Annotated in this window: 25 protein-coding genes; 11 read left to right on the forward strand and 14 right to left on the reverse strand. The window is 63.6% G+C overall.

Features of this window, described 5'->3' with window-relative positions:
• Window positions 1-33 precede the first annotated feature (33 nt).
• The 3 genes from MQW79_RS11445 to MQW79_RS11455 all read left to right on the forward strand — a co-directional run bounded on the left by MQW79_RS11445 (window position 34) and on the right by MQW79_RS11455 (window position 2,005).
• On the forward strand, window positions 34-702 hold the full coding sequence (locus tag MQW79_RS11445; RefSeq protein ID WP_476584605.1) for a DNA-3-methyladenine glycosylase family protein: 669 nt from the start codon (window positions 34-36) through the stop codon (window positions 700-702).
• Entirely contained in the window at window positions 699-1,358 is a 660-nt protein-coding gene (locus MQW79_RS11450) for an alpha/beta hydrolase (RefSeq protein WP_476584606.1), read from the forward strand. The genes MQW79_RS11445 and MQW79_RS11450 overlap by 4 nt, the downstream gene beginning before the upstream one ends.
• Before the next feature lie 89 nt (window positions 1,359-1,447).
• Window positions 1,448-2,005, forward strand: a complete 558-nt coding sequence (locus tag MQW79_RS11455) for an HNH endonuclease (protein WP_476584607.1) — start codon at window positions 1,448-1,450, stop codon at window positions 2,003-2,005.
• 61 nt (window positions 2,006-2,066) lie between these two features.
• Here MQW79_RS11455 and MQW79_RS11460 read toward each other — a convergent pair whose 3' ends face one another.
• Both MQW79_RS11460 and MQW79_RS11465 read right to left on the reverse strand, forming a co-directional pair.
• Window positions 2,067-2,570 carry a disulfide bond formation protein B gene (locus tag MQW79_RS11460; protein ID WP_476584608.1) on the reverse strand — a complete coding sequence of 168 codons (504 nt, stop codon included), beginning with the start codon at window positions 2,568-2,570 and terminating at the stop codon, window positions 2,067-2,069.
• A gap of 81 nt (window positions 2,571-2,651) precedes the next feature.
• The gene (locus MQW79_RS11465; protein WP_476584609.1) at window positions 2,652-3,482 is read right to left on the reverse strand and encodes a DUF72 domain-containing protein; all 831 of its coding nucleotides are present in this window, start codon (window positions 3,480-3,482) and stop codon (window positions 2,652-2,654) included.
• Between the two features lie 157 nt (window positions 3,483-3,639).
• Between MQW79_RS11465 and MQW79_RS11470 the strand changes: the two genes are divergently transcribed.
• Together MQW79_RS11470 and MQW79_RS11475 are read left to right on the forward strand one after the other, a co-directional pair.
• Entirely contained in the window at window positions 3,640-4,452 is an 813-nt protein-coding gene (locus tag MQW79_RS11470) for a thermonuclease family protein (protein WP_476584610.1), read from the forward strand.
• Between the two features lie 38 nt (window positions 4,453-4,490).
• Entirely contained in the window at window positions 4,491-5,927 is a 1,437-nt protein-coding gene (locus MQW79_RS11475; RefSeq protein ID WP_476584611.1) for a M48 family metalloprotease, read from the forward strand.
• 37 nt (window positions 5,928-5,964) lie between these two features.
• Here the strand turns inward: MQW79_RS11475 and mutT are convergent, their stop codons facing one another.
• The 5 genes from mutT to MQW79_RS11500 all read right to left on the reverse strand — a co-directional run bounded on the left by mutT (window position 5,965) and on the right by MQW79_RS11500 (window position 11,801).
• Window positions 5,965-6,372, reverse strand: coding sequence for an 8-oxo-dGTP diphosphatase MutT (mutT, locus tag MQW79_RS11480; protein WP_476584612.1), 408 nt, complete (start codon window positions 6,370-6,372; stop codon window positions 5,965-5,967).
• Window positions 6,369-7,118 (reverse strand): GNAT family N-acetyltransferase, encoded by a 750-nt coding sequence (locus MQW79_RS11485; RefSeq protein WP_476584613.1) that lies wholly within the window; start codon window positions 7,116-7,118, stop codon window positions 6,369-6,371. The genes mutT and MQW79_RS11485 overlap by 4 nt, the downstream gene beginning before the upstream one ends.
• 1 nt (window position 7,119) lies before the next feature.
• Window positions 7,120-8,355, reverse strand: a complete 1,236-nt coding sequence (gene argJ / locus MQW79_RS11490) for a bifunctional glutamate N-acetyltransferase/amino-acid acetyltransferase ArgJ (RefSeq protein WP_476584614.1) — start codon at window positions 8,353-8,355, stop codon at window positions 7,120-7,122.
• Window positions 8,356-8,916: 561 nt separating this feature from the next.
• Complete coding sequence (locus MQW79_RS11495) at window positions 8,917-11,241, reverse strand: arylsulfatase (protein ID WP_476584615.1); 2,325 nt, start codon at window positions 11,239-11,241, stop codon at window positions 8,917-8,919.
• A gap of 329 nt (window positions 11,242-11,570) precedes the next feature.
• Window positions 11,571-11,801, reverse strand: coding sequence for a hypothetical protein (locus MQW79_RS11500; RefSeq protein ID WP_476584616.1), 231 nt, complete (start codon window positions 11,799-11,801; stop codon window positions 11,571-11,573).
• Window positions 11,802-11,899: 98 nt separating this feature from the next.
• Between MQW79_RS11500 and MQW79_RS11505 the strand changes: the two genes are divergently transcribed.
• Window positions 11,900-12,523, forward strand: coding sequence for a TetR/AcrR family transcriptional regulator (locus tag MQW79_RS11505; protein WP_476584617.1), 624 nt, complete (start codon window positions 11,900-11,902; stop codon window positions 12,521-12,523).
• A gap of 83 nt (window positions 12,524-12,606) precedes the next feature.
• Here MQW79_RS11505 and MQW79_RS11510 read toward each other — a convergent pair whose 3' ends face one another.
• A complete protein-coding gene (locus tag MQW79_RS11510; RefSeq protein WP_476584618.1) occupies window positions 12,607-13,566 on the reverse strand; it encodes a peptidylprolyl isomerase in 960 nt (319 codons plus the stop codon).
• 402 nt (window positions 13,567-13,968) lie between these two features.
• Here MQW79_RS11510 and secA point away from each other — a divergent pair, with 402 nt between their 5' ends.
• On the forward strand, window positions 13,969-16,665 hold the full coding sequence (secA, locus tag MQW79_RS11515; protein WP_476584619.1) for a preprotein translocase subunit SecA: 2,697 nt from the start codon (window positions 13,969-13,971) through the stop codon (window positions 16,663-16,665).
• Window positions 16,666-16,716: 51 nt separating this feature from the next.
• Here the strand turns inward: secA and MQW79_RS11520 are convergent, their stop codons facing one another.
• The 5 genes from MQW79_RS11520 to MQW79_RS11540 all read right to left on the reverse strand — a co-directional run bounded on the left by MQW79_RS11520 (window position 16,717) and on the right by MQW79_RS11540 (window position 20,975).
• A complete protein-coding gene (locus MQW79_RS11520; RefSeq protein WP_476584620.1) occupies window positions 16,717-17,382 on the reverse strand; it encodes a hypothetical protein in 666 nt (221 codons plus the stop codon).
• A gap of 129 nt (window positions 17,383-17,511) precedes the next feature.
• Window positions 17,512-18,537 carry a L,D-transpeptidase family protein gene (locus MQW79_RS11525; RefSeq protein ID WP_476584621.1) on the reverse strand — a complete coding sequence of 342 codons (1,026 nt, stop codon included), beginning with the start codon at window positions 18,535-18,537 and terminating at the stop codon, window positions 17,512-17,514.
• A gap of 208 nt (window positions 18,538-18,745) precedes the next feature.
• Window positions 18,746-19,699 carry an acetyl-CoA carboxylase carboxyltransferase subunit alpha gene (locus tag MQW79_RS11530; RefSeq protein ID WP_476584622.1) on the reverse strand — a complete coding sequence of 318 codons (954 nt, stop codon included), beginning with the start codon at window positions 19,697-19,699 and terminating at the stop codon, window positions 18,746-18,748.
• 155 nt (window positions 19,700-19,854) lie between these two features.
• On the reverse strand, window positions 19,855-20,763 hold the full coding sequence (locus MQW79_RS11535; protein WP_476584623.1) for a site-specific tyrosine recombinase XerD: 909 nt from the start codon (window positions 20,761-20,763) through the stop codon (window positions 19,855-19,857).
• Window positions 20,760-20,975 carry a hypothetical protein gene (locus MQW79_RS11540; protein WP_476584624.1) on the reverse strand — a complete coding sequence of 72 codons (216 nt, stop codon included), beginning with the start codon at window positions 20,973-20,975 and terminating at the stop codon, window positions 20,760-20,762. The genes MQW79_RS11535 and MQW79_RS11540 overlap by 4 nt, the downstream gene beginning before the upstream one ends.
• 173 nt (window positions 20,976-21,148) lie before the next feature.
• On the opposite strand from MQW79_RS11540, the gene MQW79_RS11545 reads away from it, so the two are divergent.
• Genes MQW79_RS11545 through MQW79_RS11555 form a run of 3 tightly spaced genes read left to right on the forward strand, consistent with a single transcriptional unit; the run spans window position 21,149 to window position 24,149 of the window.
• Window positions 21,149-21,730 (forward strand): shikimate kinase, encoded by a 582-nt coding sequence (locus tag MQW79_RS11545; protein ID WP_476584625.1) that lies wholly within the window; start codon window positions 21,149-21,151, stop codon window positions 21,728-21,730.
• 8 nt (window positions 21,731-21,738) lie between these two features.
• Entirely contained in the window at window positions 21,739-22,854 is a 1,116-nt protein-coding gene (gene aroB / locus MQW79_RS11550; RefSeq protein WP_476584626.1) for a 3-dehydroquinate synthase, read from the forward strand.
• Entirely contained in the window at window positions 22,851-24,149 is a 1,299-nt protein-coding gene (locus MQW79_RS11555; protein WP_476584627.1) for an HlyC/CorC family transporter, read from the forward strand. The genes aroB and MQW79_RS11555 overlap by 4 nt, the downstream gene beginning before the upstream one ends.
• On the opposite strand, the gene MQW79_RS11560 is transcribed toward MQW79_RS11555, so the two are convergent.
• Window positions 24,150-24,419 carry a BolA family protein gene (locus tag MQW79_RS11560; protein WP_476584628.1) on the reverse strand — a complete coding sequence of 90 codons (270 nt, stop codon included), beginning with the start codon at window positions 24,417-24,419 and terminating at the stop codon, window positions 24,150-24,152. It lies immediately after the preceding gene.
• Between the two features lie 46 nt (window positions 24,420-24,465).
• On the opposite strand from MQW79_RS11560, the gene MQW79_RS11565 reads away from it, so the two are divergent.
• The gene (locus MQW79_RS11565) at window positions 24,466-25,089 is read left to right on the forward strand and encodes a J domain-containing protein (protein ID WP_476584629.1); all 624 of its coding nucleotides are present in this window, start codon (window positions 24,466-24,468) and stop codon (window positions 25,087-25,089) included.
• Window positions 25,090-25,164 lie beyond the last annotated feature (75 nt).

Raw genomic sequence — 25,164 nt, forward strand, 5'->3', positions numbered from 1 at the left:
AACAGAGGTTCCCGCATGCACGGGGATGATCCGGTGACCGAGACACAAATTTTGGCCGATACCCCCCGCATCGACACGCCCGAAGGCGTCGCCTGGCATCTGGGACGCCTGACCGCGCGCGATCCCCGGCTCCTGCCCATGCTGGAAACGGTCGGCGTGGTCATGCCCCGCATCAATCCCAAGGGCTTTGCCGGCATGGCCAAGGTGATCTGCGGCCAGCAGATTTCGGTGCAGAGCGCAGCTGCCATCTGGGGGCGGTTTTCGGTCCTGCCCGGGGCGCTGGAGCCGGAAACCTACCTCCTTCTCGATGAGGAGACCGTGCGCGGCTCGGGCTTTTCGCGCGGCAAATTCCTGACCCTGCGTTCGGTTGCCGAGGCCATTGCGACGGGTGAGCTGGACCTCGCCCATATCGACGGACTCCCCGCGGAAGAGGCGGCTGCCCAGCTGGTGGCGCATAAGGGCATCGGGCCGTGGACGGCTGAGGTTTATCTCCTCTTCTGCGCCGCCCATCCCGACATTTTCCCCGCCGGCGATCTGGCGCTGCTCAAGGCGGCGCATCAGGGGCTCGGCCTTGACGCTCGTCCAACGATCAAGGACATGATCGGCCTTGCGCAGGACTGGTCGCCGCATCGCTCGGCCGCCGCCCTGCTGTTCTGGCGCTATTTCGCGGCGCTCAAGCAAAGGGAATCGAGCCTTTTATGACCACCAAGCTTTCCGGACCCATGCTGCCGCCCGCCAATGGCCAGGCGCCCGACACCGCGGTGGTGCTGCTGCACGGCTATGGCAGCGACGGCAATGACCTCATCGGCCTCGCTCCGCACTGGCAGCAGGCCTTGCCCGGCGCCTTGTTCGTCTCGCCCAATGCGCCGACCCCATTGGGCATGGGTGGCTATCAGTGGTTTGCCATAGACTGGACCGGCGACCGCCTCGCCAGCCGCCAGACCGGCGTCCTGACGACGCGGCCTGTACTGGTCGAGTTCCTCAATGATCTTTGGGCCCAGACCGGGCTCACCCCCGACCGGACCATTCTTGCCGGCTTCAGCCAGGGCGCGATGATGGCGCTGCATGTCGGTACCTCGCTGCCGGCAGAGCAGACCCTTATGGGTGTCATCGGATTTTCTGGGGCCTTGCTGCCGCCCGAGGGCTTGGGCGGGTCGGCGCTGGCAAAACCGCCGATCTGCCTCGTTCATGGCGATATGGATGACGTGGTCGACCCCAATGAGAGTGCTGACGCCAACAGTCTGCTAACGAATTCGGGCTTTGCGGTGGACTATCACGTCAGCCGCGGCGTCGGCCACGGCATCGCCCCGGACGGGCTGGCTTTCGCCACCCGGTTCATCGAACGGCTTGCAAAATAAGGCCCCGGCCCCCGCTTCACACGCCCGACACAAAGGGCTTAGTATAAGAGGGCTATGGACTTACGCGATTCCCGTTTCGGGAGACTCAAGTGACTATCCATGTGTCGCCTGAGGCTTGTCCCGCCCTTGTACTGAACGCCGACTTCCGGCCGCTCAGCTACTATCCCCTGTCGCTATGGTCCTGGCAGGACGCGATAAAAGCGGTGTGCCTCGATCGCGTGAACATCGTTTCGCATTACGATACGGTCATTCATTCGCCCAGTTTCGAGATGCGGCTGCCCAGCGTCGTGTCGCTGCGCGAATATGTCAAACCCGCGCGGCACCCGGCCTTTACGCGCTTCAACGTGTTCCTGCGCGACCGCTTCCAGTGCCAATATTGCGGCTCACCCCATGAGCTCACCTTCGACCACGTCATCCCGCGTTCCAAGGGCGGGCTGACCACCTGGGAGAATGTCGTGGCTGCCTGCGCGCCCTGCAATCTGAAGAAGGCCAACAGATTGCCCAGCGAAATCAAGATGTTCCCGCATCAGGCGCCCTACGCGCCGACGGTGCATGACCTGCACAACAATGGCCGCGCCTTCCCGCCCAACCACCTGCACCAGAGCTGGCTCGACTATCTCTACTGGGATATCGAGCTCGAGCCCTGATCCGATGATCCATTCAGCTTAAGACCTGCGCGGCCTTGGCTTCTGGTCTTCTCTTGAGACCTTACCTGGCGCGCCGGTACTGGATCACCATGCTTGCGATCAGCAGGCCGGTAATGCCGGCCGAGATCAGCGCATTGTAGCCGGCCAGCGAGATCCCGAGGAAACGGAATTGCACCACGTCGCAGCCGATGATGGGCTGGAGGTTACTCAGCGATTCCAGCGAGATGCTGCCCCCGATCCCGGTGCCGGTGCAAGAGGTCGGGCCCGGCCAGAAGCCCCATTCGACCCCGGCATGATAGAGGCCCATATAGGTGCCCCAGGCAAACAGCGCCGTCACGAGGCCCATGCCCATATACCAGGCCGGCAGCGGCAGGCGGTTCCAGAAGACGATGACCAGCGCCAGCAGCGGCAGGCCCCAATAATAAGGCAGGCGCTGTTCAAGGCAGAGCGCGCAGGGCTGCAGCCCGCCGAAATACTGTGATCCGAGCGCGCCCAGAATGGTCGCGAGGCCCAGAACGAAGGCAAGGCCGGCAAAAATCTTGTCGAGGGGACGGGCAGTGGTCATGTGAGGCACTCGGTGTGACGCTGTTGGGCAAGGCCAATAGGCTCAGCTTGCGGCAAAATCCAGACGCAAACGCGTCCGTGATCAATCGGTTGGCAGGCTGATGCCGAGGGCCTTGCGCAGGGCGGTGGCATTGGCCGGGGCGTGCAGTTTGTCCTCGTGCACGAAATAGGCATAGACGTCCCGTCCTGCGGCCCGCCACCCGTCCATCTCCCGGGCCCAGTCGGCTATATCGGCCGCCTCGTAGCCGGTTGCACCGGGCCGGGCTGGGCCCTGCAGGCGGCAATAGGCAAAGTCAGCGGTCAGCGCGCGCGAGGGGTTTTCGGCGGTATCGGCAATCACCCGCGCCACATTGTGCATGGCCAACAGGGCGTTGGCTTCCGCGCTGTCGAAGCTGGCATGGCGCGGTTCGATGGCGTGGCGGATTCTGCCGACGCCCTTGGCATCGAGATAGGGTTCCTGCTTTGCCCCATCGGCCTTGCCTGCAATTGCGAGATAGCTCTCCACATCCTTGGGCAAAAGCGCGAGAAAGGCGGAGAATCTTGGGGCATCAAAGGTCAGGTTGGGCGGCAATTGCCAGACAAAGGGGCCAAGGCGGTCGCCCAGCGCCAGGGGGCCCGAGGCGAAGAAATTGGCCAGCGGCTCGCCGCAGTTCTTTAGCCGCTTGATATGGGTCACCAGTTGCGGGCCCTTGATCGAGAACTGAAAACCCTCGGGCGTTTCGCTGGCCCAGCGGGCAAAGCTTGCCGGCTTCTGGTTGGCCCGGAAGGTGGCGTTGATCTCGATGCTGGTGAGATGGCTGGCGGCGTAGGCCAGCTCTTTTTTCTGCACCAGCCCTTCCGGGAAGAACGTGCCGCGCCAGGGCTCGAATACCCAGCCGGCCGTGCCGGTTCGAACGGTCCCTTTTGTACTCATTGTGGGGTCTCCTCGGGCCCTCAACTTGTCCTTGCCGTGGCCGAATGGCAATGGTCGGGCAGGAAAGTGTTGCGGAAACGCGCGCTCACGCAAACGGCAGTCCTTTTTTGCCGCAATTGCGTGCATGGTGAGACGGACGTTTCCAAGGGTCGTTTGTTTGCGCCGTTCCACGATTGCCCGCCTGACTGCCGCCATGCTGGTCGGCCTGAACCCGGCTGCCGCGCTGGCCTGCGAGGGCTTGCGCCTGGTGCCGGGTGGCGTCGTCACGCAGGTCACCGACGGCGACACGCTGGTGCTTGATTCGGGCCTGGTGGTGCGCATGATCGGCACGCAGGCGCCCAAATTGCCGCTCGGGCGCGAGGGTTTTCCGACCTGGCCGCTGGCGCCCGAGGCCCAGTCGAGCCTGGCAGCTCTGGCCCTCAACAAGCGGGTTTCGCTCGGCTATGGCGGTGAAGAGGTTGACCGCTACGAGCGGGCACTGGCGCATGTCTTTGTCGATACTGGAGAAACCGGAACGGTCTGGGCGCAGATGCACATGGTCGCGACCGGGTTGGCGCGGGTCTATTCCTTCCCCGACAACAGGGCATGCCTTGAGCAACTGCTTGCGGCAGAAGCGCAGGCGCGCAGCGAGCGGCTTGGAATCTGGGCCGATCCCTATTACAGCGTGCGTGCGGCGGATCGTCCCTCCCAATTGCTAGACTTGGCAGGGCATTACGAGCTCGTGGAAGGCCGGGTGCTCCTGGCTGACCAAAGCGGCTCGCGGGTCTATCTCAATTTCGGCCGGTTCTGGAAGGAAGACTTCACCGCGGTGATCGAAGCCCCGGCGTTGAAGCTGTTTTCCGGAGATGGTCGTGATCCGCTGGCGCTGGAAGGCGCACTCGTAAGGGTGCGCGGTTGGGTGGATGTCCGGGATGGTCCACGCATCGAAATCACGCATCCCGAGCAGATCGAGGTTCTCGCGAGGCCATGACCGCGCATATGGGTAAACAGGTATTGCGGATGGGATTGTTGACCGTCAGCCTTCTGGCTCTGACGGCCTGTTCCTCTTTGGTCGGCTCCAATGTCAACGTGGCCCGCACCGGTGACAATCCGGCGCCGACCGTCGTGCCCCAGGGCACTGATCCCGATGACAAGGTGCTGGGTCTGCGCGAGCATCCGCGCATCGTGGCGGCCTATGGCGGCGTCTACGAGGATCGCCAGGCCGAGATCATGGTTGCCCGCATAGTCGGGCGCCTTCTGGCGGCGTCCAATCAGCCCAATGCCGAATTCCAGGTCACTATCCTCGATACGTCAGAGGTCAATGCCTTTGCCTTGCCCGGCGGCTATATCTATGTGACGCGCGGTATCCTGGCGCTGGCCTCCGATACGAGCGAGCTGGCGGCCGTGCTGTCGCACGAGATTGCCCACGTCACCCTGCGCCATGCCCGCGCCCGGACCGACCGGACGCGCCAGACCCAGATCGTCGACCGCGTCATTACCGGCATTTTCGGCGGCGACACCTCGACCGATGCCACGGCCAATCGCACCCGCGAGCAATTGGCGGCCTTCAGCCAGCGGCAGGAACTGGATGCCGACAAGGAAGGCATCAAGTTTGCCGGCAAGGCCGGCTATGATCCGCAGGCGGCCGCCCGTTTCCTCGGGGTCATGAGCCGGTTTGCCGCCTTTTCGGCGGGCGCGGCCAGCGGCGGCGACGGGTTCCTGTCCTCCCATCCCTCGACGCCTTCGCGGATCGAAACCGCCCTCAGCACGGCGCGGGGCATGTTCGGCTCGGCCGAAGCTGGTGAAAGCGACCGCGAAGCCTATCTTTCGGCCATTTCGGGCCTGACCTTCGGTGACAGCCCGGCGCAGGGTTCGGTCGTGGGCCAGCGTTTTATCCATCCGGCCAGCAAGTTCACCTTCACCGTGCCGCAAGGCTATTCCCTGCAGACCTCGCAAAGCGCGGTCGTGGGCGTTGCCGGAGACGGCGAGGCCGTTCGTTTCGACAGTGCCCAGGTGCAGGAGAACATGTCCCTGACCGACTACCTCAAGTCCGGCTGGATTGCCGGGCTGAAGGCAGAGACGGTGACGGCCATGACCCACAATGGACTGGAAATGGCCTCCGGCCTCGCCCAGACCGATGAGTGGTTCTTCCGCGTGGCGGTGATGCGGCACGATGGCGACGTCTATCGCTTCATCTTCGCGGCCAAGGCCGACAGTCCGCGCTTCCAGCAGGGGGCCATGTCGACCATCGAGAGCTTCCGCCCGGCCACCGCGGCCGACCTCGCGCAGATCCGCAAGCTGTCGATCCGTCTGGTGACGGCGCGGGCCGGCGACACGGCCGACCGGCTGGCCACGCAGATGGCGGACATTCCGGGCGGCCGCGACCTGTTCTTCATCATCAACAATCTCTATCCCGGCGACGTGCTGGTGCCGGGTCAGCGCTACAAGGTCGTGGCACGCCCCTGAGGGCGGAACCCGGGTCGATGGCGCTCCGGCGCCGCCGTCAGAGCAGGTCGCAGAGAGCGGCGATCAGCGGCTCGTCGGCCGGTGGCATGTCATAGTCCCGCAGGGCCTGCGGGCGCACCCATTTGAGGGCAATATGCTCGCGCGCGACGGGCGTTCCCTGCCAGCGCCGGCAGACATAGAGCGGCATCAGCAGGTGGATGTTCTCATAGGCATGGCTGACGAAGGACAGCGGCGCCAGGCAGGCTTCCTTCGTGTCGATCCCCAGCTCTTCATTGAGCTCGCGGATCAGCGCCGCCTCGGGCGTTTCGCCCGGCTCGACCTTGCCACCTGGAAATTCCCACAGACCCGCCATGGACTTGCCCTCGGGGCGCTGGGCGATCAGCACCCGGCGGTCGGCATCGACCAGGGCACAGGCAACGACCAGAAGCAGGGGTTTGGCACTCACTTGGGCGCTCCGGGAATACGGTAGGAGTAGTCGTATTGATGGGCGTAGCCGAGGCTGGCATAGAGGGCCTTGGCAGCGTCATTGTCGGCCTGGACATTGAGGGCGGCAAACCTGGCGCCTTCGCGCTTCGCCCAGGCCAGGCCCGAACGCATCATGGCAGCCGCAAGACCCTGCCGGCGGCGGGCCGGGTCGGTCACGACGTTTCCGGTGATGACGATGCCATCGGCCACGGCCATGATTGAAGAGGCGACCGCCGCGCCATCGCGCGTCAGCACGACGCCCATGGCCGGCACGTCGAGGACGGCGAGCAGGTTCTTCATGCCGGTCATGGCGGCCTCGTCATAGCCCTGCAGCCGCTGCGCAATCGCGAGGAATTTCGGGTCGAGCACGGGCAGATAGTCCGCCTCGGCGTCCGGTTCGTGGTCGTCCAGTGCCATGGCATAGAGGTGGCTGGCGTCAATCTCGACCCAGCCAGCCTCGTCCAGCGTCGCGTTGAGCTCCGGGCTCGACAGCGGCGTGATGCGGAAGACCGGCTTGATCTTGCGCATCACCATCCAGGTCGAGGCCGAAATCACGCGGATATCGGCATCTTCGAAGTCGTCAGGGTCGAAGCACTGGGTGGAATTGGCGCGCTTGGTATAGCCGCCGGCGGCCCGGCGGATCCAGGACCCATCCCACTTTTCCTCGATGCCGGGCCAGGCCTTTAGGCCGGCCCGCTCGAAGGTCTCGACACCAGGCAGGCTCATATCAGCTCCGGTAGTCGCCGTTAATGGTGATGTAGCCATGGGTGAGGTCGCAGGTATAGACGGTCGCCTGGCCCTCGCCGAGGCCGAGAGAAACCGTCAGTTCCAGGTCCTCGCCCTTCATGTAGGCGCTGGTGGCCTTTTCGTCGTAGCCGGCGGCGCGCTCGCCATCCTTGGCGACCAGCAGGTCACCGAAACGGATGGAGAGCCTGTCGCGGTCGGCCGGTTCGCCGGCCTTGCCCACGGCCATGACGACGCGGCCCCAATTGGCGTCCTCGCCGGCAATGGCGGTTTTGACCAGCGGCGAGTCGGCGATCGCCTTGGCGATGCGGAAGGCGCTTTCGTCCGAGACGGCGCCCTCGACATTGACCGAGACCTGCTTGGTGGCGCCTTCGCCGTCGCGCACGGTCAGGATGGCGAGTTCGAACAGCACGTCGAACAGCGCTTCGCCGAAGAACTGCGCGCGCGGGTCGGACAGGCTGGTGATCGGCTCGACCTGGGCCTTGCCGGTGGCAAAAGCCAGCAGCGTATCGGAGGTCGAGGTGTCGCTGTCGACGGTGATGGAGTTGAAACTCTTCTGCACATGCTCGCTGAGCAGGGCCTGCAGCACATCGGCAGCGATGGGCATGTCGGTGACGACGAAGGAGAGCATGGTGGCCATATCAGGGGCGATCATGCCGCTCCCCTTGGCAATGCCGTTGATGCGGACCTCGACATCGTCGAATTCGAGCACGGCGCCGGCCAGTTTGGGGAAGGTGTCGGTGGTCATGATCGCCCTGGCCGGCTCGATCCATGGCCGGGCGTTCATCCGGGTAGCAGCCTCATCGAGAACGCCATCGAACTTGCTGGCGTCGATCAGTTCACCGATGACGCCGGTCTGCGCAATAAACACTTCGGCGGCCGAGCAGCCGAGTGCCTTGGCGGCGATATCGGCAATGTGCTGGACGCTTTCGCGACCCTTCATGCCGGTAAAGGCATTGGAATTGCCCGAATTGACCACAAGGCCGCGCGCCTTGCCGCCGGGCAGGTTGGCGCGGCAAAAGTCGACGGCGGCCGAAGAGCATTTCGAGCGGGTCAGCACGCCCGCAACAGTGGTGCCCTCGTCAAATTCCATCAGCAGGACGTCGGTGCGGTTCTTGTACTTGATGCCGGCTTCGGCAGTCGCAAAGCGCACGCCATCGATTTCGGGCAGGTCCGGATAGGATTTGGGGGCGAGGGGGGAAACCGGAATTGCGGCCATGGTCAGAACCTTGCGAACGATTGGTGCTCCGGTGTGCCTCAAAGGTGTGACGCGCGCAAGGCAGGACCGGGCCCGAGGCAAGTTGTTTGGCCGGTCGGCGAAAAGCCTCCGGTTGGTCGGATGTTCGACGGACCCCGAGGCGGCCAGCGCCCCTGGAGAGTAATAATATGAGACGCGAACCGCCTCGGGGCGCCGGTTTTTGGAACTGACCGGCGGCGGGGGATCGCTCGTCCCGTCGCGGCCGGACTGGAACCTGTGGGACAGGCAAAAGCCCCACCCGGCTCACCCGGCCACTGTTCGCCTGCAGGCCGCCGCGCCGGGTGATAGGGAGAGTATGGAGCAGGTTTTGGGGACGGGGATATCTTTACCCCTGCTGACAGAAGGCGCCCCCATGTCGGTCATCACAGCCTTGCGCCCAAAATCCTAAAAGCTGCCTCTCCTAAGCTGTAAGGCGCTTTCATCCTGGTCGTCACGATGTTTTGCGCCTTCGAAAGTGACTAATAAATGCGAGCCAAGGCCAACGGAAGGACGGCGCGGATTAGCGCCGCCCTTTCTAGAAGATCAGTCACGCGCCAACGCCGCCGCCAGATCTCGCTCGACATTGATGTAGGCATCGTTGGCAATGTCGAACACGACCTTTTCGATCTTGCCACCCGAGAAGGTGAAGTCCGAGCCGTATTCGCTGCTGACGGGGTCGCCGGTATCCCTGCCGATGGCTAGGCCCTCACCGCACAGGGCATAGCGTCCCGTCTGGGTGCGGAAATCGGCTTCGGCGGTGACAGCTTCATCGACGTAGAGCTTCATGTGGCCGAAGGCCTCGTGGTGCTCGCCGATCTTATCCTTGGCGAACTCTACGCCGACAATGTGCTTGCCCAGTTTTGGTGCATCGCAGACCAATCGCTGCTCGGGCGGGATGCCGAGGAAGTTGTAAGTGAAGACCAGCTTTCCGTCCTTGGCGAATAGCGTATAGCCGCCGAACCGGGACCCTTGGGAGAAGATCACGCCCTTGCTGTCGCCGGTGAATTCGACTTCGGCCAACGCCTTGAAGGATGCCCCCAGAGTTCTGGCGGCTGACGCTTCAGGCACTTCGGTCGTGCCCGGATAATAGACATATCGGCCGCCGGGCAACGGTTTGGCATGATACTCGGCGGCGTGGAGCGCCACCACGCCCAGGTCACTTAGAGGAAGGACGTTGTTCTTCTTGGCTTCTTCGAGCCAGAGCTGCTTCAGTTCCTCCAGTTTTTCAGGATATTGCTGGGCGAGGTCATGGGCTTCGGACCGGTCCTTGTCGACATGGAAGAGCTGCCAGTTGTCCTTTTCGAAATGCCCCTGGTCCGAGGGGGTCGGCGCATGCTCGGAAGCGACTTTCCAGCCCTGGTGCCAGAGGCCACGGGTGCCCAGCATTTCATAATACTGGGTTTGCTTGGTGGTCGGGGCGTTGGCGTCGTCAAAGCTATATCGCATCGACACGCCCGCCAGTGGCGCCTGGGGAATGCGGTCGATTTCCTCGGGCATGGGAATGCCACAGCATTCGAGGATGGTCGGCACGATGTCGGTACAGTGGTGGTATTGGTGACGGAGCTCGCCGCGCGCCTTGATGCCGGCAGGCCAATGGATGACCAGGGGATCGCAGGTGCCACCGCTATAGGAGGCATAGCGCTTGAACATGCGGTAAGGCGTGGAAAAGGCCGTGGCCCAGCCGGTGGGATAGTGATTGTAGGTTGCGGGCGATCCGAGCTTGTCGATCATGGCCAGGTTGCGCTCGACGTCATCGGGATAGCCATTGAAGAAGAGGTTCTCGTTGACAGAGCCGTTGGGGGAGCCCTCGCCCGAGGCGCCGTTGTCTGCGCAGTAGAAGATCACCGTATTGTCGAGTTGGCCCGACTGCTCGAGATAATCGATGATCCGGCCGATCTGGACATCGGTATATTCGGAGAAAGCCGCGTAGACTTCGGCCATGCGGCAGAACAGTCGCTTCTCATCGGCACTGAGCGTGTCCCAGGGACGGACGCTATCGGCTTCGGGCAGAATGTCTGATGGCATGGCGTTGATCGGCGTCAGTTCGGTATCCTCGGGCAGGATACCGCGCTCCTTCATGCGAGCGAGGACCCAGGTACGATAGGCCTCGTAGCCGTCGTCGAACTTGCCCTTGTATTTGTCGATATAGTCCTGGGGCGCGTGATGCGGGGCATGGTTCGCCCCTGGGCAAAACCACAGGTACCAAGGCTTTTGCGGATCGGACTGCTTGGTGTCGCGAATGAAGCCGATGGCCTTGTCGGCAATGTCCCTGGAGAAGTGATATCCGTCCTCTGGCTGGCTGGGCTGCTCGACATAGTGATTGTCTTCGACAAGATCGGGGTACCACTGATTGGTCTCGCCACCAATGAACCCGTAGAAACGGTCATAGCCCAGGGCCAGAGGCCATGATTTGCGGCTTGCCGACATGCCGAAGGCGTCGACGGGCACATTGTGGTTCTTGCCGATCCAAAACGTGCTCCAACCAGCATTGCGCAGGATATGCGCGATCGTGCCATTTTCGGGCGGGATATGGCCGGAATAGCCGGGGAACCCTAACGCCGATTCCGAAATCGATCCGCAGCCGTTGGCATGATGGTTGCGGCCGGTGAGGAAGCATGACCGCGTCGGCGTGCAGACTGCCGTCGTGTGCCATTGGGTGTAGGTCAACCCGTCCTTGGCCAGCCGGTCGAGCGTGGGCATGTTGATCCGCCCGCCATAGGGCGACCAGGCCGCCTGTCCGGTGTCGTCATAAAGGATCACAAGGACATTTGGCGCGGCTTCCGGCGCCCGGGTGTCAAGGAAGGCATCCCAATCGGCCTGCGAGTCGCGGATGTCGAGCTCGATCTTGCCTTGGAAAGCACGCGGCATGGCAACCTCCTCGTTGGGGTTGAGTGAACCTGCCGCGCTCGGTCCGGGTTAAGGAGCGACAATATTACCACGGGACAAGGGGATGAAAAAATCACATTGGTCCGGAGGGGTGCACGCCCAAACTGCGAATAGAAAGAAGAGGTTTGGCTGTGCCCAATCAGGTCTCGCCCGCCATTGAGTCCAGCAGCAAAAAGCCGCAGGTCTGCCCTTGGCTCCAAGTTCGTCAGTCGTCGAATGTCTGCTCTCTTTGCCGGCAGATCCAAGAGCAGACTGTCCCCTCCTCATCCCGCCCTTCACAAAGGGCCATCACGGAGCAAATCTTCCCCGGCTCAGGCCGTCGCCTTCTTGCGGCCGGCGATGAAGGCGCCGAAGCGGGTGGTGATGAAGGGGACGATGAAGAAGACGATGGTCGTGGCCATCAGCGGCACGATGATGAAGCTGCGCTGCCAGAATTCCCAGCCGGGGGTAAGAAGGCTGACCAGGGTCGCGTAGGCGACAACGACCGGATAGACGGCAAAGCTCATGAGAAAGGCCATGCGGGCGCGGGCGGAATAGGACATGAAAGACCTCAATAGAAACGGTACGTTTCGTTATATATAGAAACGAGCCGTTTCGTTCAAGTCTTTTCTTCGCGCCTGATATGCCCGATATTGCAGCCATGAACATGACAGACGACGACCCAGAGGAGAGCGCCCGCCGCTCGATCGGCGCGCGGCGCAATCCGGCGAGCCAGGAAGCCATTCTCGACGCGGCCGAAGCGGTGCTGAGCGAAAGCGGCATTGCCGGATTTTCCATCGAAGCGGTGGCGCGCCGCGCTCGCGCCGGCAAGCCCACCATCTACCGCTGGTGGCCCAATCGCACCGCGCTGATGCTCGACGTCTACCGGCGCTTCAAGAATGCCCGCAGCTTCCCCGATACCGGCACGCTGCGCGGCGATCTTGTGGCCTTGCTCACCGACCACCTGCTTGGCTTCTGGAAGGACAGCCTCTGCGGTACGGTCTACCGGGCCATCATCGCGGAAGCCCAAAGCGATCCGGATGCAGCGGAAGTGCTGTTTGCCTATCAGGCCGAACGCAAGCAAAGGACCGCCATCATCATCGAGCGGGCGAAGGCGCGTGGCGAGCTGGCGGATGATGTCAATGGCGACCTTATCGTCGACATGGTCGTGTCCTTCGCCTGGCACCAGTTGCTGATCGGCCGGGTGGAGGAGGCGATGAAGGTCATCGATCCGGTGGTCGATGGGCTGCTGATGGGCTGCGCCGGATACAGGAGCGCCAGGTAGGCCGACCGGTCATTGACCGATCCAAATCAAAGGGCCGCCCGGCACAAGCCGGGCGGCCCTTAATTTCATGGCTCCAGTGTCACTTACTGCTGGGCGGCCTCGCCTTCGGCGGCACCGGCAGCTTCAGCCTCAGCCGCTTCCTGGGCGTCGAACCTGGCCTTGAGATCTGCGTCGGTGATTTCAACATTCACGCCGCTCATCAGTTCTTCCACCTTCTGGGAGAAGGTTTCCATCAGCAGCTGGTTCTGGATCTGGGCGGCAACCTGCTCGAAGGCGGGCGGGGCCGACTGGCGCTTTTCGTCGAGCTTGATGATGTGCCAGCCGAACTGCGATTGCACCGGGGCCGAAAGCTGGCCCGGTTCGGTGAGGGCGAAGACCGCTTCCTCGAAGGGCGCGACCATCATGCCCTTGCCGAAAAAGCCGAGGTCGCCGCCATTGGCCGCGCCCGGATCGATCGAATGCTCGCGCGCCAGGGCGGCAAAATCGGCGCCGCCATCCAGCTCGGCCTTGAGCTCGTTCGCCTCTTCCTCGGTCTCGACCAGGATATGGCTGGCGCGCACTTCGTCGGCCGGTTCGAAGGCGGCGACGAATTCGTCATACTTGGCGCGCACCGCTTCCTCGGTCACCGCGCCGGCAATGGCTTCGGCGAAGAAGGCGCGGCGCAGGGCGCGCTCTTCAAGATATTCCCGGCGCTGGGCAAAGAGCGGAGTCTGGTCCATGCCGGCATCGCGGGCCGCCTGGGCCATGACCTTCATGTCGATGAGAATACGCACGAGGAAGGCGCGGCGTTCTTCCGGCGGCATCTGGGCCAGGTCCTGCGCCATGTCTTCGGCGGCAAAGGCCAGGTCGCCCTCGGTAATGGTCTGATCGCCGACTGTAGCGACGACGGTTGCCGGATCGACCGCAGCGGGCGCGGCAGCGTCGGCCGGCGCTTCGGCGGCAGGCGCGGCGGCGTCCTGGGCGAAGACTGTCAGCGCCGGGGTGGCGACAAGCATGGCGGCGAGACTGGCGGCGCGCAGCAGGCGCTGGGTCGGGTTCAGCATGGGGATCACTTGCTCCTTGGCCGGGCCCGATGGGGACCGGCTGTGTCAGAAATATCTGGCACCCGCTCGCATGCCAAATTGGCCAGAATGTGCCGGCCAGCCAGCGAATGGCCGGCGGCATCTGCCGAGCCTAATACCGCGCGGGCCAAAAGGTTGCGAAGGTGTGGCCGATTTCGGATACGTTGACAAGCCTGACCCCCAATCTTACATCTCACCCGCTTTTCATGGAGCATGGAAGGAAGGCCGTCCCATCGGGACGGTGCCGGACATGCGCAATTCCGTATTCGGGAACCGAGAGGGGTTCCCCAAGTTGTGACGAGGCGAAACGAGGCCCGCCAGCGCCCGCTCCTGCAGGCAGCCCGCCCCACCAGCCCCGCCGCTCACACATAAAGGACCACACATATGGCACTTGCGTCGCTTGCCCGGAAAATCTTCGGGACACCCTCCGACAGGCAGGTCAAGCGGTATCAGGGCAAGGTTGCGGCAATCAACGCCCTCGAGCCGGAATTGGTCAAGCTGAGCGATGATGCGCTCAAGGCCCGCACCGATGAGTTCAAGCGCCAGATCGAACAGGGCGCCAGTCTCGATGACCTGATCGTGCCTGCCTTCGCCACCGTGCGCGAAGCCAGCAAGCGCGTCCTGGGCATGCGCCACTTCGACGTGCAGATGATCGGCGGCATGGTCATGAATGACCGCTCGATCGCCGAGATGCGCACCGGCGAGGGCAAGACGCTGGTGGCGACCTTGCCCATGTATCTCAATGCGCTGACCGGCAAGGGCGCGCATCTGGTCACCGTCAACGACTACCTCGTCAAGCGCGACGCCCACTGGATGGGCCAGATCTACAATTTCCTCGGCCTTTCCTATGGCGTCATCGTCCATGGCCTGACCGATGCCGAGCGCAAGGCCGCCTATGCCGCCGACATCACCTACGGCACCAATAACGAGCTGGGCTTCGACTATCTGCGCGACAACATGAAATATACGCGCGCCCAGATGGTGCAGCGCGGACATGAATTCGCCATCGTCGACGAAGTGGACTCCATCCTCATCGACGAGGCCCGGACCCCGCTGATCATTTCGGGTCCCTCCGAGGACCGCTCGGAGCTCTACATCAAGATCGACGGGCTGATGCCGATCATCGGCGAAGGCGATTTCGACGTCGACGAAAAGCACCGCGCCGCCACCTATACCGATCAGGGCATCGAGAAGCTCGAGGCGGCTCTGGCCGAGGCCGGCCTGCTTAAGGGCGGCTCCATGTATGACGTGGAAAATGTCGCCCTCGTGCATCACGCCAATTCAGCGCTGCGGGCGCACAAGCTGTTCCGTCGCGACAAGGACTACATCGTCCGCAATGACGAAGTGGTCATCATCGACGAGTTCTCCGGCCGCATGATGCCGGGCCGCCGCTATTCGGAAGGCCTGCACCAGGCACTCGAGGCCAAGGAACGCGTCAAGATCCAGGCCGAGAACCAGACCCTGGCCTCGATCACCTTCCAGAACTATTTCCGCCTCTACAAGAAGCTGGCCGGCATGACCGGTACGGCTGCGACCGAGGCCGAGGAATTTGCCGACATCTATCGCCTGGGCGTCACCACGGTGCCGACCAACCTGCCGGTGCAGCGTATCGACGAGGACGACGCGATCTACCGTACGGCGGAAGAAAAGTTCGACGCCATCGCCGATCTGATCAAGGAGTGCCAGGATCGCGGCCAGCCGGTTCTGGTCGGCACGACTTCGATCGAAAAGAGCGAAATGCTCGCCGACATCCTGCGCAAGAAGAATGTTGGCCAGATGAACGTGCTCAACGCGCGCCATCACGAGCAGGAGGCCTATATCGTGGCCGATGCCGGCCTGCCCGGCGCCATCACCATTGCCACCAACATGGCCGGCCGCGGTACTGACATCCAGCTGGGCGGCAATCTCGAAATGCGCATCGAGCGCGAGGCCGGCGAACTCGAGGGCGAAGCGCGCGAGGCCAAGATCGCCCAGATCAAGTCAAAGATCGCCGAGGACAAGGCCAAGGCGCTGGCCGCCGGCGGCCTGATGGTCATCGGCACCGAGCGGCATGAAAGCCGCCGCATCGACAATCAGCTGCGTGGCCGCTCGGGTCGCCAGGGTGACCCCGGCCATTCGAAATTCTTCCTGTCGCTGCAGGATGACCTGATGCGTATCTTCCCGGTGGAAAGCATGGATTCCATGCTCGGCAAGCTGGGGCTCGAACAGGGCGAGAGCATCACCCATCCCTGGGTGACCAAGGCCATCGAACGGGCCCAGGGCAAGGTCGAGGCGCGCAACTTCGACATCCGCAAGAACATCCTCAAATACGACGACGTGATGAATGATCAGCGCAAGGTGATCTTCGAACAGCGCCTCGAATTCATGGACGAAGAGGATGTCAGCGAGACGATCGCCGAGATGCGTCATGATGTTGTCGAGAATATCGTCGGCAAGGCCTGCCCGCCGCGCTCCTTCCCCGAACAGTGGAATACCGAGCAGCTGACCGCAGCCGCCAAGACCTATCTCAATATCGACATCCCTGCCGCCGAATGGGCCAAGGAAGACGGCATCGGCACCGAAGAGGTCGAGGAGCGCATCCGCGCCGCAGCCGATGCCCATATCGCTGCCAAGGCCGAGAAATATTCGCCGCAGATCATGCGGCAGGTGGAAAAGTCCATTCTGCTGCAGTCGGTCGACGGGCTCTGGCGCGAGCATCTGGTCATGCTCGACCACCTCTCCAAGGTGGTTGGCTGGCGCGGTATCGCCCAGCGCGACCCGCTCAACGAGTACAAGCAGGAAGCCTATGAGCTGTTCCAGGCCATGCTGGGCAACCTGCGTGAGCTGGTGACCACCCAGATCAGCCATGTCGAATTGACGATCCGCCAGCCGGACGCGCCGCAGGCGCCCGATCCGAGCCTGCTTACGGAAACCCATATCGATCCGCTGACCGGGGAGAATGATGCGGCGGGCGACACTGTCGTCAAACGCGAAGATCTGGCTGCAATCGATCCCAAGCTGCTGGTGGGCGTCTCGCGCAACGCGCCATGTCCCTGTGGCTCGGGCAAGAAGTTCAAGCACTGCCACGGGGCCTTTGCCTGATCGTCAGCGGTGACCCGGTCAAAAGGGCGGCTCCGGCCGCCCTTTCCTTTTTCAGCAGGTCACGCGAATTTCCGCATAGCCGGTGAGCCCTTCGTCGCCGCCCGAGGTCACGGCCAGGGTGCAGGCCGGATTGCCCGGAAGCGGCGACGTGCCGCCCGAGGCTACCGAGGTCCCGTCGCCCAGCGTGATATAGCCATTGGCCACGGCGCTGATGGCGACTTCGGCGGTCTGGCCGCAAATGGGGTAGCTGTCGCCCGAGGCCACCAGCAGGCGCATGCCCGAGGGCAGGCAATCCTCGGTCGCCGTGGGCATGGCGACGTCCGCTGCCTGGGTGGACGGCGCGCTGGCAGGCATGGGGACGGTGGTTCCCAGCGCCCCCTGCTCGAGCGCCTCGACGCGCTGGTCCAGACTCGTCAGCTCGGCCGTGCTGGTGCCATTGCGGGCATAGAGGTCAAGGCTGACGCGCAGCTGCGCCAGCTCGGTCGAGAGGCGCAGGATTTCCTTCTGCCCCTCGTCATAGGTCCAGGCGGAGAAAGCCAGCGCCCCCAGTCCCGCGACAAGGCCGAGCAGACCCAGCGCCACGCCCCAGCGCCCACCCCGCCGTCGGGGGGGCGATGCGGGCATTTCCGGCCTAGTCTCTGCTGGCCGGTCGGCGCCAAGCGGACGCATGTCCGGAGTGAGCGTGATCCGGGCCTTGTCCGGTTCTGGCGCGCTCACTGCTGGGTCCACTTTGCGTCTCCGAATTGGGCTCGAACAGCCCTTTCACCCAAGTGGGGCCGAAGCAGGGCAGGCACAAGTGCCCCAGGACACTAGGCCCGGGCAGCGCAAATGTCGCGCCGCTTCTGTCTATGGCCGCTGGGCGGAAGGCGTGGGCAGGGTCGCCGGCTTGCCCGAAATGACTGGCGCGATATTGGGGTTCTGCCCGGCATTGCCGCCAAACATTCCGCCAATGCCGGTGAAGAAGCCATTGAGCGCCTGGGTGCGTTCCTTGAGTGCCGCCTCTTCGGCTGCCTTGCGCTCGGCCGCCTGTTGGGCGGATGCAGCCTTGCCGGCCAGATCGGCCTCGTCGGCCTGGAGCTTGGCGGTGAGGGCAGCATTGTGCACCGAGGGCGGGCAGATGCCGGCGGCGTCGAGCGGTCCGGTGCCGGAGGGATTGAAGATATACTGCTTTTCGCACACGTCCCAAACCGGCGGGGTCTTGGTCAGTTCGAAGTAGTCGTGGCCTTCCTTGATGTCCTTCCAGAAGTCCATGTGCGGGCTGGTGGCATGCTTGGCCATGTTGGACGTGGTCATGCGGAAGGGGAAGATCTGCAGCTGGAAGCTCGGATTGCCGCCCCTGAAGGTTTCGCGGGCCAGGGCATAGATTTCGGCAATGCCTGCGTCGGTCATGGCGTAGCAGCCGCGCGACGAGCAGTCGCCATGCACCATCAGGTCGCTCCCGGTGCGGCCATGCACACGGTCGAACTTGTTGGGGAAGCCGGTATTGAAGGCGAGGTAATAGCTCGAACGCGGATTCATCAGCCCCGGCGTGATCGTGTAGAAGCCCTCCGGGCTCTGCCGGTCGCCCTCCTTGAATTTGGGCCCGAGGTCACCCGAATAGGCGCAGATTTCGTATGTCTTGAAAAGCTTGTAGGTGCCCGAACTGGTCTTCTTCCAGACCTCGAGCACCGACTCTTCCTTGAAGATGCGCACGACCATGCCGTCGGCCGGCGACGAGCCCATATTGCGCAGGCCCTGCACGACGCCGCCCGAGAGCGGAATATTATGCCGGTTATCGCCGCCCTTGACGAAATTGGAACAGGCGGCAAGGCCCACAGCGAGCCAGAGAATGATCACGAAGGCGCCGAGGCGGTGGAAAAAGGTGGCGGTCAAGACTGTCGGCTCGTCACTGAAGGCCCGGGAGCGGGCGAATGGTTAGCGCAGTATCACCCGGCGCGGTGAACGAAGCCTTTACCACGCGGCCCCGGGAGCCGGAAGCGGGTGCAGATCACACGGATGTGTTGGGCACGCGCTCATGAAAATGCCCGCTGGCCGGAACCCGCGGGCATTTTCATCAATGGCGCTGACGGCGCAATGCGGCCTAGAGATTTGTGCCGATGGCGAGGAATTTCTCGCGGCGGTGCTCGCGTGTTTCAAGACGCGACTTGCCGGCAAAATCCTTGAGGAAGGTGCTGATGGCCACGTTGGTGGCCTCCAGGACCGTGGCGTGGTGGCGATGGGCGCCGCCGGCCGGTTCAGGGATGATCGCATCGATGACGCCGAAGCCGAGCAGGTCCTGCGCGGTGATCTTCTGGGCGGTGGCCATGTCCTGGGCGCGCGCGGCGTCGCGGAACAGGATCGAGGCGCCGGCCTCGGGCGAGATCACCGAATAGATCGAGTTTTCCAGCATCAGCACGCGATTGGCGGTGGCGATGGCAATGGCGCCACCCGAGCCGCCTTCGCCGATGATGATGGCCAGGTTCGGCACGCCCAGTTCGAGGCCCTTCTCGGTGGAGCGGGCAATGGCCTCGGCCTGGCCGCGTTCCTCGGCGCCGATGCCGGGATAGGCGCCGGCAGTGTCGACAAAGGAAATCACCGGGATGGAGAAGCGGTCGGCCATGTCCATGATGCGGACCGCCTTGCGGTAGCCCTCGGGGTTGGCCATGCCGAAATTATGCTTGAGGCGCGTTTCGGTGGAATTGCCCTTTTCCTGGCCCAGCACGGCGACGGGGGTGCCGTTGAAGCGGCCGAAGCCGGCCTGCAGGGCGGCGTCCTCGCCGAATTTGCGGTCGCCGGCCAGCGGCGTCCATTCGGTGATCAGCGCGCGCACATAGTCGGAGAAGTGCGGGCGCTGCGGATGGCGCGCCACCTGCGTCTTCTGCCAGGGCGTGAGCTTGCGATAGATCTCGACCAGCGCCTCGTCGGCGCGGGCGGACAGGCGGCTGACTTCCTCGTCGATGCTGACGGCCTGATCGGTCAGGGCCAGCGACTTCAGTTCGGCGATCTTGGCTTCGAGATCGGCGACCGGCTTTTCAAAATCGAGATAAGACTGCATCCCACCGCCCGTAAGGGTCATTGTTCCGGCAAGGCCATTGGGGCCCATGCGTCATGGCCCGCTGCTCTTGCCCTTTAAAGTGGCCGGAAAGTGGCGATGGAGCAATGCCAAGTCAAGCTTTGGCGGCGAAATGGTTGGGATTTCGTGTGTCCGGCTTAGCCATTGGCCAGCGGATGGTGGCTTTCCACGAGGTTGCGCAGCTTTTCGTCTAGCACATGGGTGTAGATCTGGGTTGTGGAAATATCGGCGTGCCCCAGCAGCATCTGCACCACGCGCAGATCGGCGCCCCCGGCCAGGAGATGGCTGGCAAAGGCATGACGCAGCACATGCGGCGCCACCCGGGCCGATGAAATGCCGGCGCGGGCAGCGAGGCTCTTGAGATCGCGGGCAAAGACCTGGCGGCTGAGATAGCCGTCCTCGCCCTTGGCTGGGAACAGGAACGGCCCCGGCTCCAGCGTCTTGACCCAGAGCCGCACGGCGTCGCGGGCGCGGTCGTTCATGGGCACGACCCGTTCCTTCTGGCCCTTGCCCGTCACGGTGAGGAAGGCGCCCTCCCGCATCACCGCCGAGCGCCTGAGGCTCACCAGTTCGGAGACGCGCAGGCCCGTCGCATAGAGCAGCTCGAGCAACACATAGAGCCTTTGCGCGGCGAGCTGTGCCCTGGGCTCGGCTGCGGCATTGGCTTCTGCTTCGGCCAGTGTCAGCAGCCTGTCGACTTCGGCGACCGAAAGAACCTTGGGCAGGGCGCGGCGTGATTTCGGACTGGCCACGATGCGGGTCGGATCGTCGCCCCGCAGCCCGTCGGCGCAGAGGAACTTGTGAAACTGGCGGGCCGCCGACAGGCGCCTTGCGCTGGATGAGGCCGAAAGCCCCTCGGTCTTGAGGTCATCGAGCCAGCCGGTGACCGTGTCGCGCGGGGCGGTGAGCAGGGTCTTTCCGCTGCGGGCGACGAAATCGGCGTAATGGGTGAGATCGCGGCGATAGGCGTCGATCGTATTGGCCGCCGCGCCGCGCTCGGCGCTCATCATTTCGAGAAAGCTCGAAATCAGGTGGCCGTCGCTCATTGGCCAGTGCTGGGCTCGGACGTCACATTGGGCTGGGGCAGGTTGCCTGCCGGGTTGGCCGGCGCGGTCTCACCCAGCAATTCGCGCGTCGGCACGCGCTGGCTGACCTCCTTGGGCGTCGGCTCGACAAAGGTCACCAGCGCAAACATGCCTGCAACGGCAAGGCCACCGAGGAAGATCAGGGTAATGAGCAGGCGGATCAGCGAGGGCATGCAGTTCTTCCGAATGGGTCGGGTGCCGACCAGTCTATGCGCAAATGGTTGCCGTTCTGTTGTGCGGCCCAGTGTGGCCGAAAGGAGGGGGGGAGATCAACCGTTACGCCGGCTGCGCTTGACAGGTAGGGCCGGGACCGGTTGATAGCGGCCAAGAGCGGAGGGCGCGGCAGGTGAGCAAATCCGATGGCGGTGGACGGCAGGGCCGGGCCAAGGCGCTTGCCAGCCGGCTGGCCGGCAGGCCGGTCGTGCTCGTGGGCATGATGGGGGCCGGAAAGACCACGGTCGGGCGACGTCTGGCCAATCGCCTCGGGCGCCAGTTCATCGATAGCGACGAGGAAATCGAACGCGCGGCGCAGATGACCATTCCGGAAATTTTCGAGCAGCGCGGCGAGAGCGAGTTTCGCGCCGGCGAGATGCGGGTGATTGCCCGCCTGCTCAAGGAAAAGGACATTGTCCTGGCTACGGGCGGCGGGGCTTTCGTCAATGCCGACACGCGCGCCCTGGTCAAGTCCGAGGCCGTCTCGGTCTGGCTCAAGGCCGATCTCGATGTCTTGTTCGAGCGGGTGTCACGGCGCTCCAACCGGCCGCTGCTCAAGACCGCCGACCCCAGGGGAACGCTCGAAAAGCTGATCGCCGACCGCTACCCAATTTACCAGGAGGCCGACGTCACGGTGTTCAGCCGCGACGTGCCGCAGGACAATGTCGCCGCCGATGTCATCGGGGCGCTGCTCGACCATCTCAAGACCCGATAGGCAGGACCATGGCCCAGATCGACCACACCGTTCACGTCGCCCTGGGGGATCGTGCCTATGACATCCTCATCGGCCCCAGACTGATCGACGAGGCCGGAGCGATCCTGGCCGAAAAATTTCCCGGCCGGCGCTATGGCATCGTCACCGACGAAACAGTGGCCGCAGCGCAATTGCCGCGGCTGGTGGCCGGTCTCCAGGCGGCTGGCCTCTCCTATGACACCATAGTGCTGCCCGCGGGCGAGGCGACCAAGTCCTATGCCATGCTCGAACGCGTGGTGGAGGGCCTGCTCGCTGCAAAGCTCGAACGCGGCGATCTGGTCATCGCTCTGGGTGGAGGCGTCATCGGCGACCTCGCCGGCTTTGCCGCCTCGATCACGCGTCGCGGCATGGATTTCGTCCAGGTCCCCACCTCGCTGCTGGCGCAGGTGGATTCCTCGGTCGGGGGCAAGACCGGCATCAATTCGCCCCATGGCAAGAATCTCGTGGGGGCCTTCCATCAGCCCAAGCTGGTGCTGGCCGATCTCTCTGCCCTCGACACGCTCGCCCCCCGCCAGTTCGCGGCAGGCTATGCGGAAGTCGTCAAATACGGGCTGATCGACGATCCGGCCTTCTTCGAATGGCTCGAAGCCAATCGTGTCGAAATCTTCGCCGGCGGACCGGCGCGCGGCGAGGCCATCGCGCGATGCTGCGCCCACAAGGCGCGGGTGGTCATTGAGGACGAGAAGGAAACCGGCGTCCGCGCCCTGCTCAATCTGGGCCATACATTCGGGCATGCGCTCGAAAAGGATACCCGCTATTCCGACCGGCTCCTCCACGGCGAGGGCGTTGCCATCGGCATGGTGCTGGCGCACGGCTTTTCCAATCGGCTCGGCCTTGCCCCCGGCCAGGACACTGGACGCATTGCGGCCCATCTCAAGCTGGCTGGTCTGCCTACCAGGCTTGGTGATATTCCTGGAGAGCTGGGCTCGACCGATGTGCTGATGGCAGCCATTGCCCAGGACAAAAAGGTCTCGCGCGGAGCGCTGACCTTCATCCTGACCCGGGGCATCGGCCAGGCCTTCATTGAAAAGAATGTCGATCCGGTTGCCGTCCGCGCCTATCTTGAGGAGATGCGTTCACAATGAGCTTTACCCTCTGGCTAACCTCTGCCGCCATTATCCTTCTGCTGGCCATGAGCTTCTTCTTTTCCGGCTCGGAAACGGCGCTGACCGCAGCCTCGCGCGCCCGCATGCATCAGTTGGCGCGCGCCGGAGACAAGCGTGCCCTGCTGGTGGAATCGCTCAGCAGCGAGAAGGAGCGCCTCATCGGCGCGCTGCTCCTGGGCAACAATATCGTCAATATCCTGGCCTCGACCCTCGCCGCCAGCGTGCTCATCGCGCTCTTTGGCGAGGCCGGCATTGCCTATGCGACGCTGGCGATGACGGCGGCGGTGGTGGTTTTCTCGGAAGTTCTGCCCAAGACGCTGGCGCTGACGCGGCCGGATGGCTTTGCGCTTTTCGTGGCGCCGGTGGTACGGATCATCGTGGTGATCTTTGCACCGGTGACCCTGACCGTGCAGACCATCGTCAATGCCATCCTCAAGCTGTTCGGGCTGGATGCGAGCAATGTCAGCGCCGTTTCGGGGCATGATGAAATCCGCGGCACGCTGGACCTGCTGCATTCCGAAGGTGAAGTGGTCAAGGGAGACCGCGACATGCTTGGCGGCCTGCTGGACCTGCGGGATCTCGTGGTCAGCGATGTCATGGTACACCGCACCCAGATGCTGACGCTCGATGCCACCATGCCGCCTGAAGATCTGGTCAAGGCGGTGCTCGACAGCGCCTATACCCGCATTCCCCTCTATCAGGGCGAGACCGATGATATTGTCGGCATCATCCATGCCAAGGACGTGCTGCGCTCGCTGATGGCCGCCAATGGCGATACCAGCCAGGTCGATCTCAGGCAGATCATGAGCAAGCCCTGGTTCATCCCGCAATCGACCCCGGTGCAGGTGCAGCTCGCCGCTTTCCTCAAGCGGCATTCACACATGGCGCTGGTGCTGGACGAATATGGCGTGCTCGAAGGTCTGGTGACGCTCGAAGACATTATCGAAGAGATCGTGGGCGACATCTCCGACGAGCACGACGCGCCCGATGACGAAGCCGTCTTCGGTATCGACAAGCAGGCCGATGGCAGCTTCATCGTCGATGCCAGCATCGCCATTCGCGACATCAACCGCCTGCTCGACTGGCAGTTGCCCGATGACCGGGCCAACACCGTGGCGGGCATCGTCATCACGGCCGCCAAGCTGATCCCGCAGCCGGGTCACCGGGTGGACGCCCATGGCTTCACCTTCCTGGTGCTGGAGCGGGATCGCCAGCGGGTTTCGAAAGTGAAGATCACCCCGATCGATGCTGCTGGCGAAAATCCGTCAGGCTGACTATATGGTGGCTGACGGCAGCACCTCGATGGCGAGGGCATGCACGCGGTCCTTCAATTCAGCATCCAGCGCATCCATCACCGCACGGTGTTGCGCAACCCGGCTCATCCCGTCAAAATTGCGGGTCGCGATTCTGACACGAAAATGGGTTTCACCACCGTCCCGCCACCCGGCGTGGCCATGGTGAGATTGGGATTCGTCGATCACCTCGAGATGGGTGGGCGAGAATTTATCGGTGAGCTTGGCGTGGATCGTGTCCGACATGGACATGGGTTTGCGCCTCCTGACAGTCTGCAAAGAGATGTAACTAGGCACAATGAAACTGCAATCCAAGCTCTTCGATAACATTCGCATCCGGCCGCGCGGGGAAGACAAGCCCGAGCCCGTCGAGGTGACCTGTGATTGGGAAGGCTGCGAGGCGCCGGGCGAGTTCAAGGCGCCAAAGGGGGTGCGCTCCGAGGGCCAGTACCACCATTTCTGCATCGAGCATGTCCGGCACTATAACAAGGCCTTCAACTATTTTGCCGGCATGAGCCCGGAGGAACTGGACGAGGCCCTGCATGCCCCGCCCAAGGCCGAATCGCGCTCGACCTTCGCCACCGGCAATCCCGGCACGGCCCGTGCCGCGGGGCGCAACGCAGCCAAGCCGGGCGACAAGTATGGCGACCCCTTCGGCGTATTTGCGCGCTATCGCTACCAGCAGTCCAAGCGCCCCGCCACCGAGCGGGTCAAGCCGCTCAACGAGCCCGACCGGCGGGCGCTGGAAACGCTGGGCATCATGGGCCATGCCAAGTCCGATGACATCAAGGCGGCGTACAAGGCGCTGGTCAAGAAGCACCATCCCGACGTCAATGGCGGCGATGCGTCCTCCGAGGAGCGCCTGCGCACCGTCATCGCGGCCTATTCGCATCTCAAGAAACAAGGCTTCGTGGCGCGCTGAACGGGCCGGCCGACCATGTCAGGGGCCGATCCCCGCCTGACCAACCCGAGGCTACCCGCAGTGTCACAATGCTGC

Source organism: Devosia sp. Micro-HW1, from assembly GCF_056341075.1.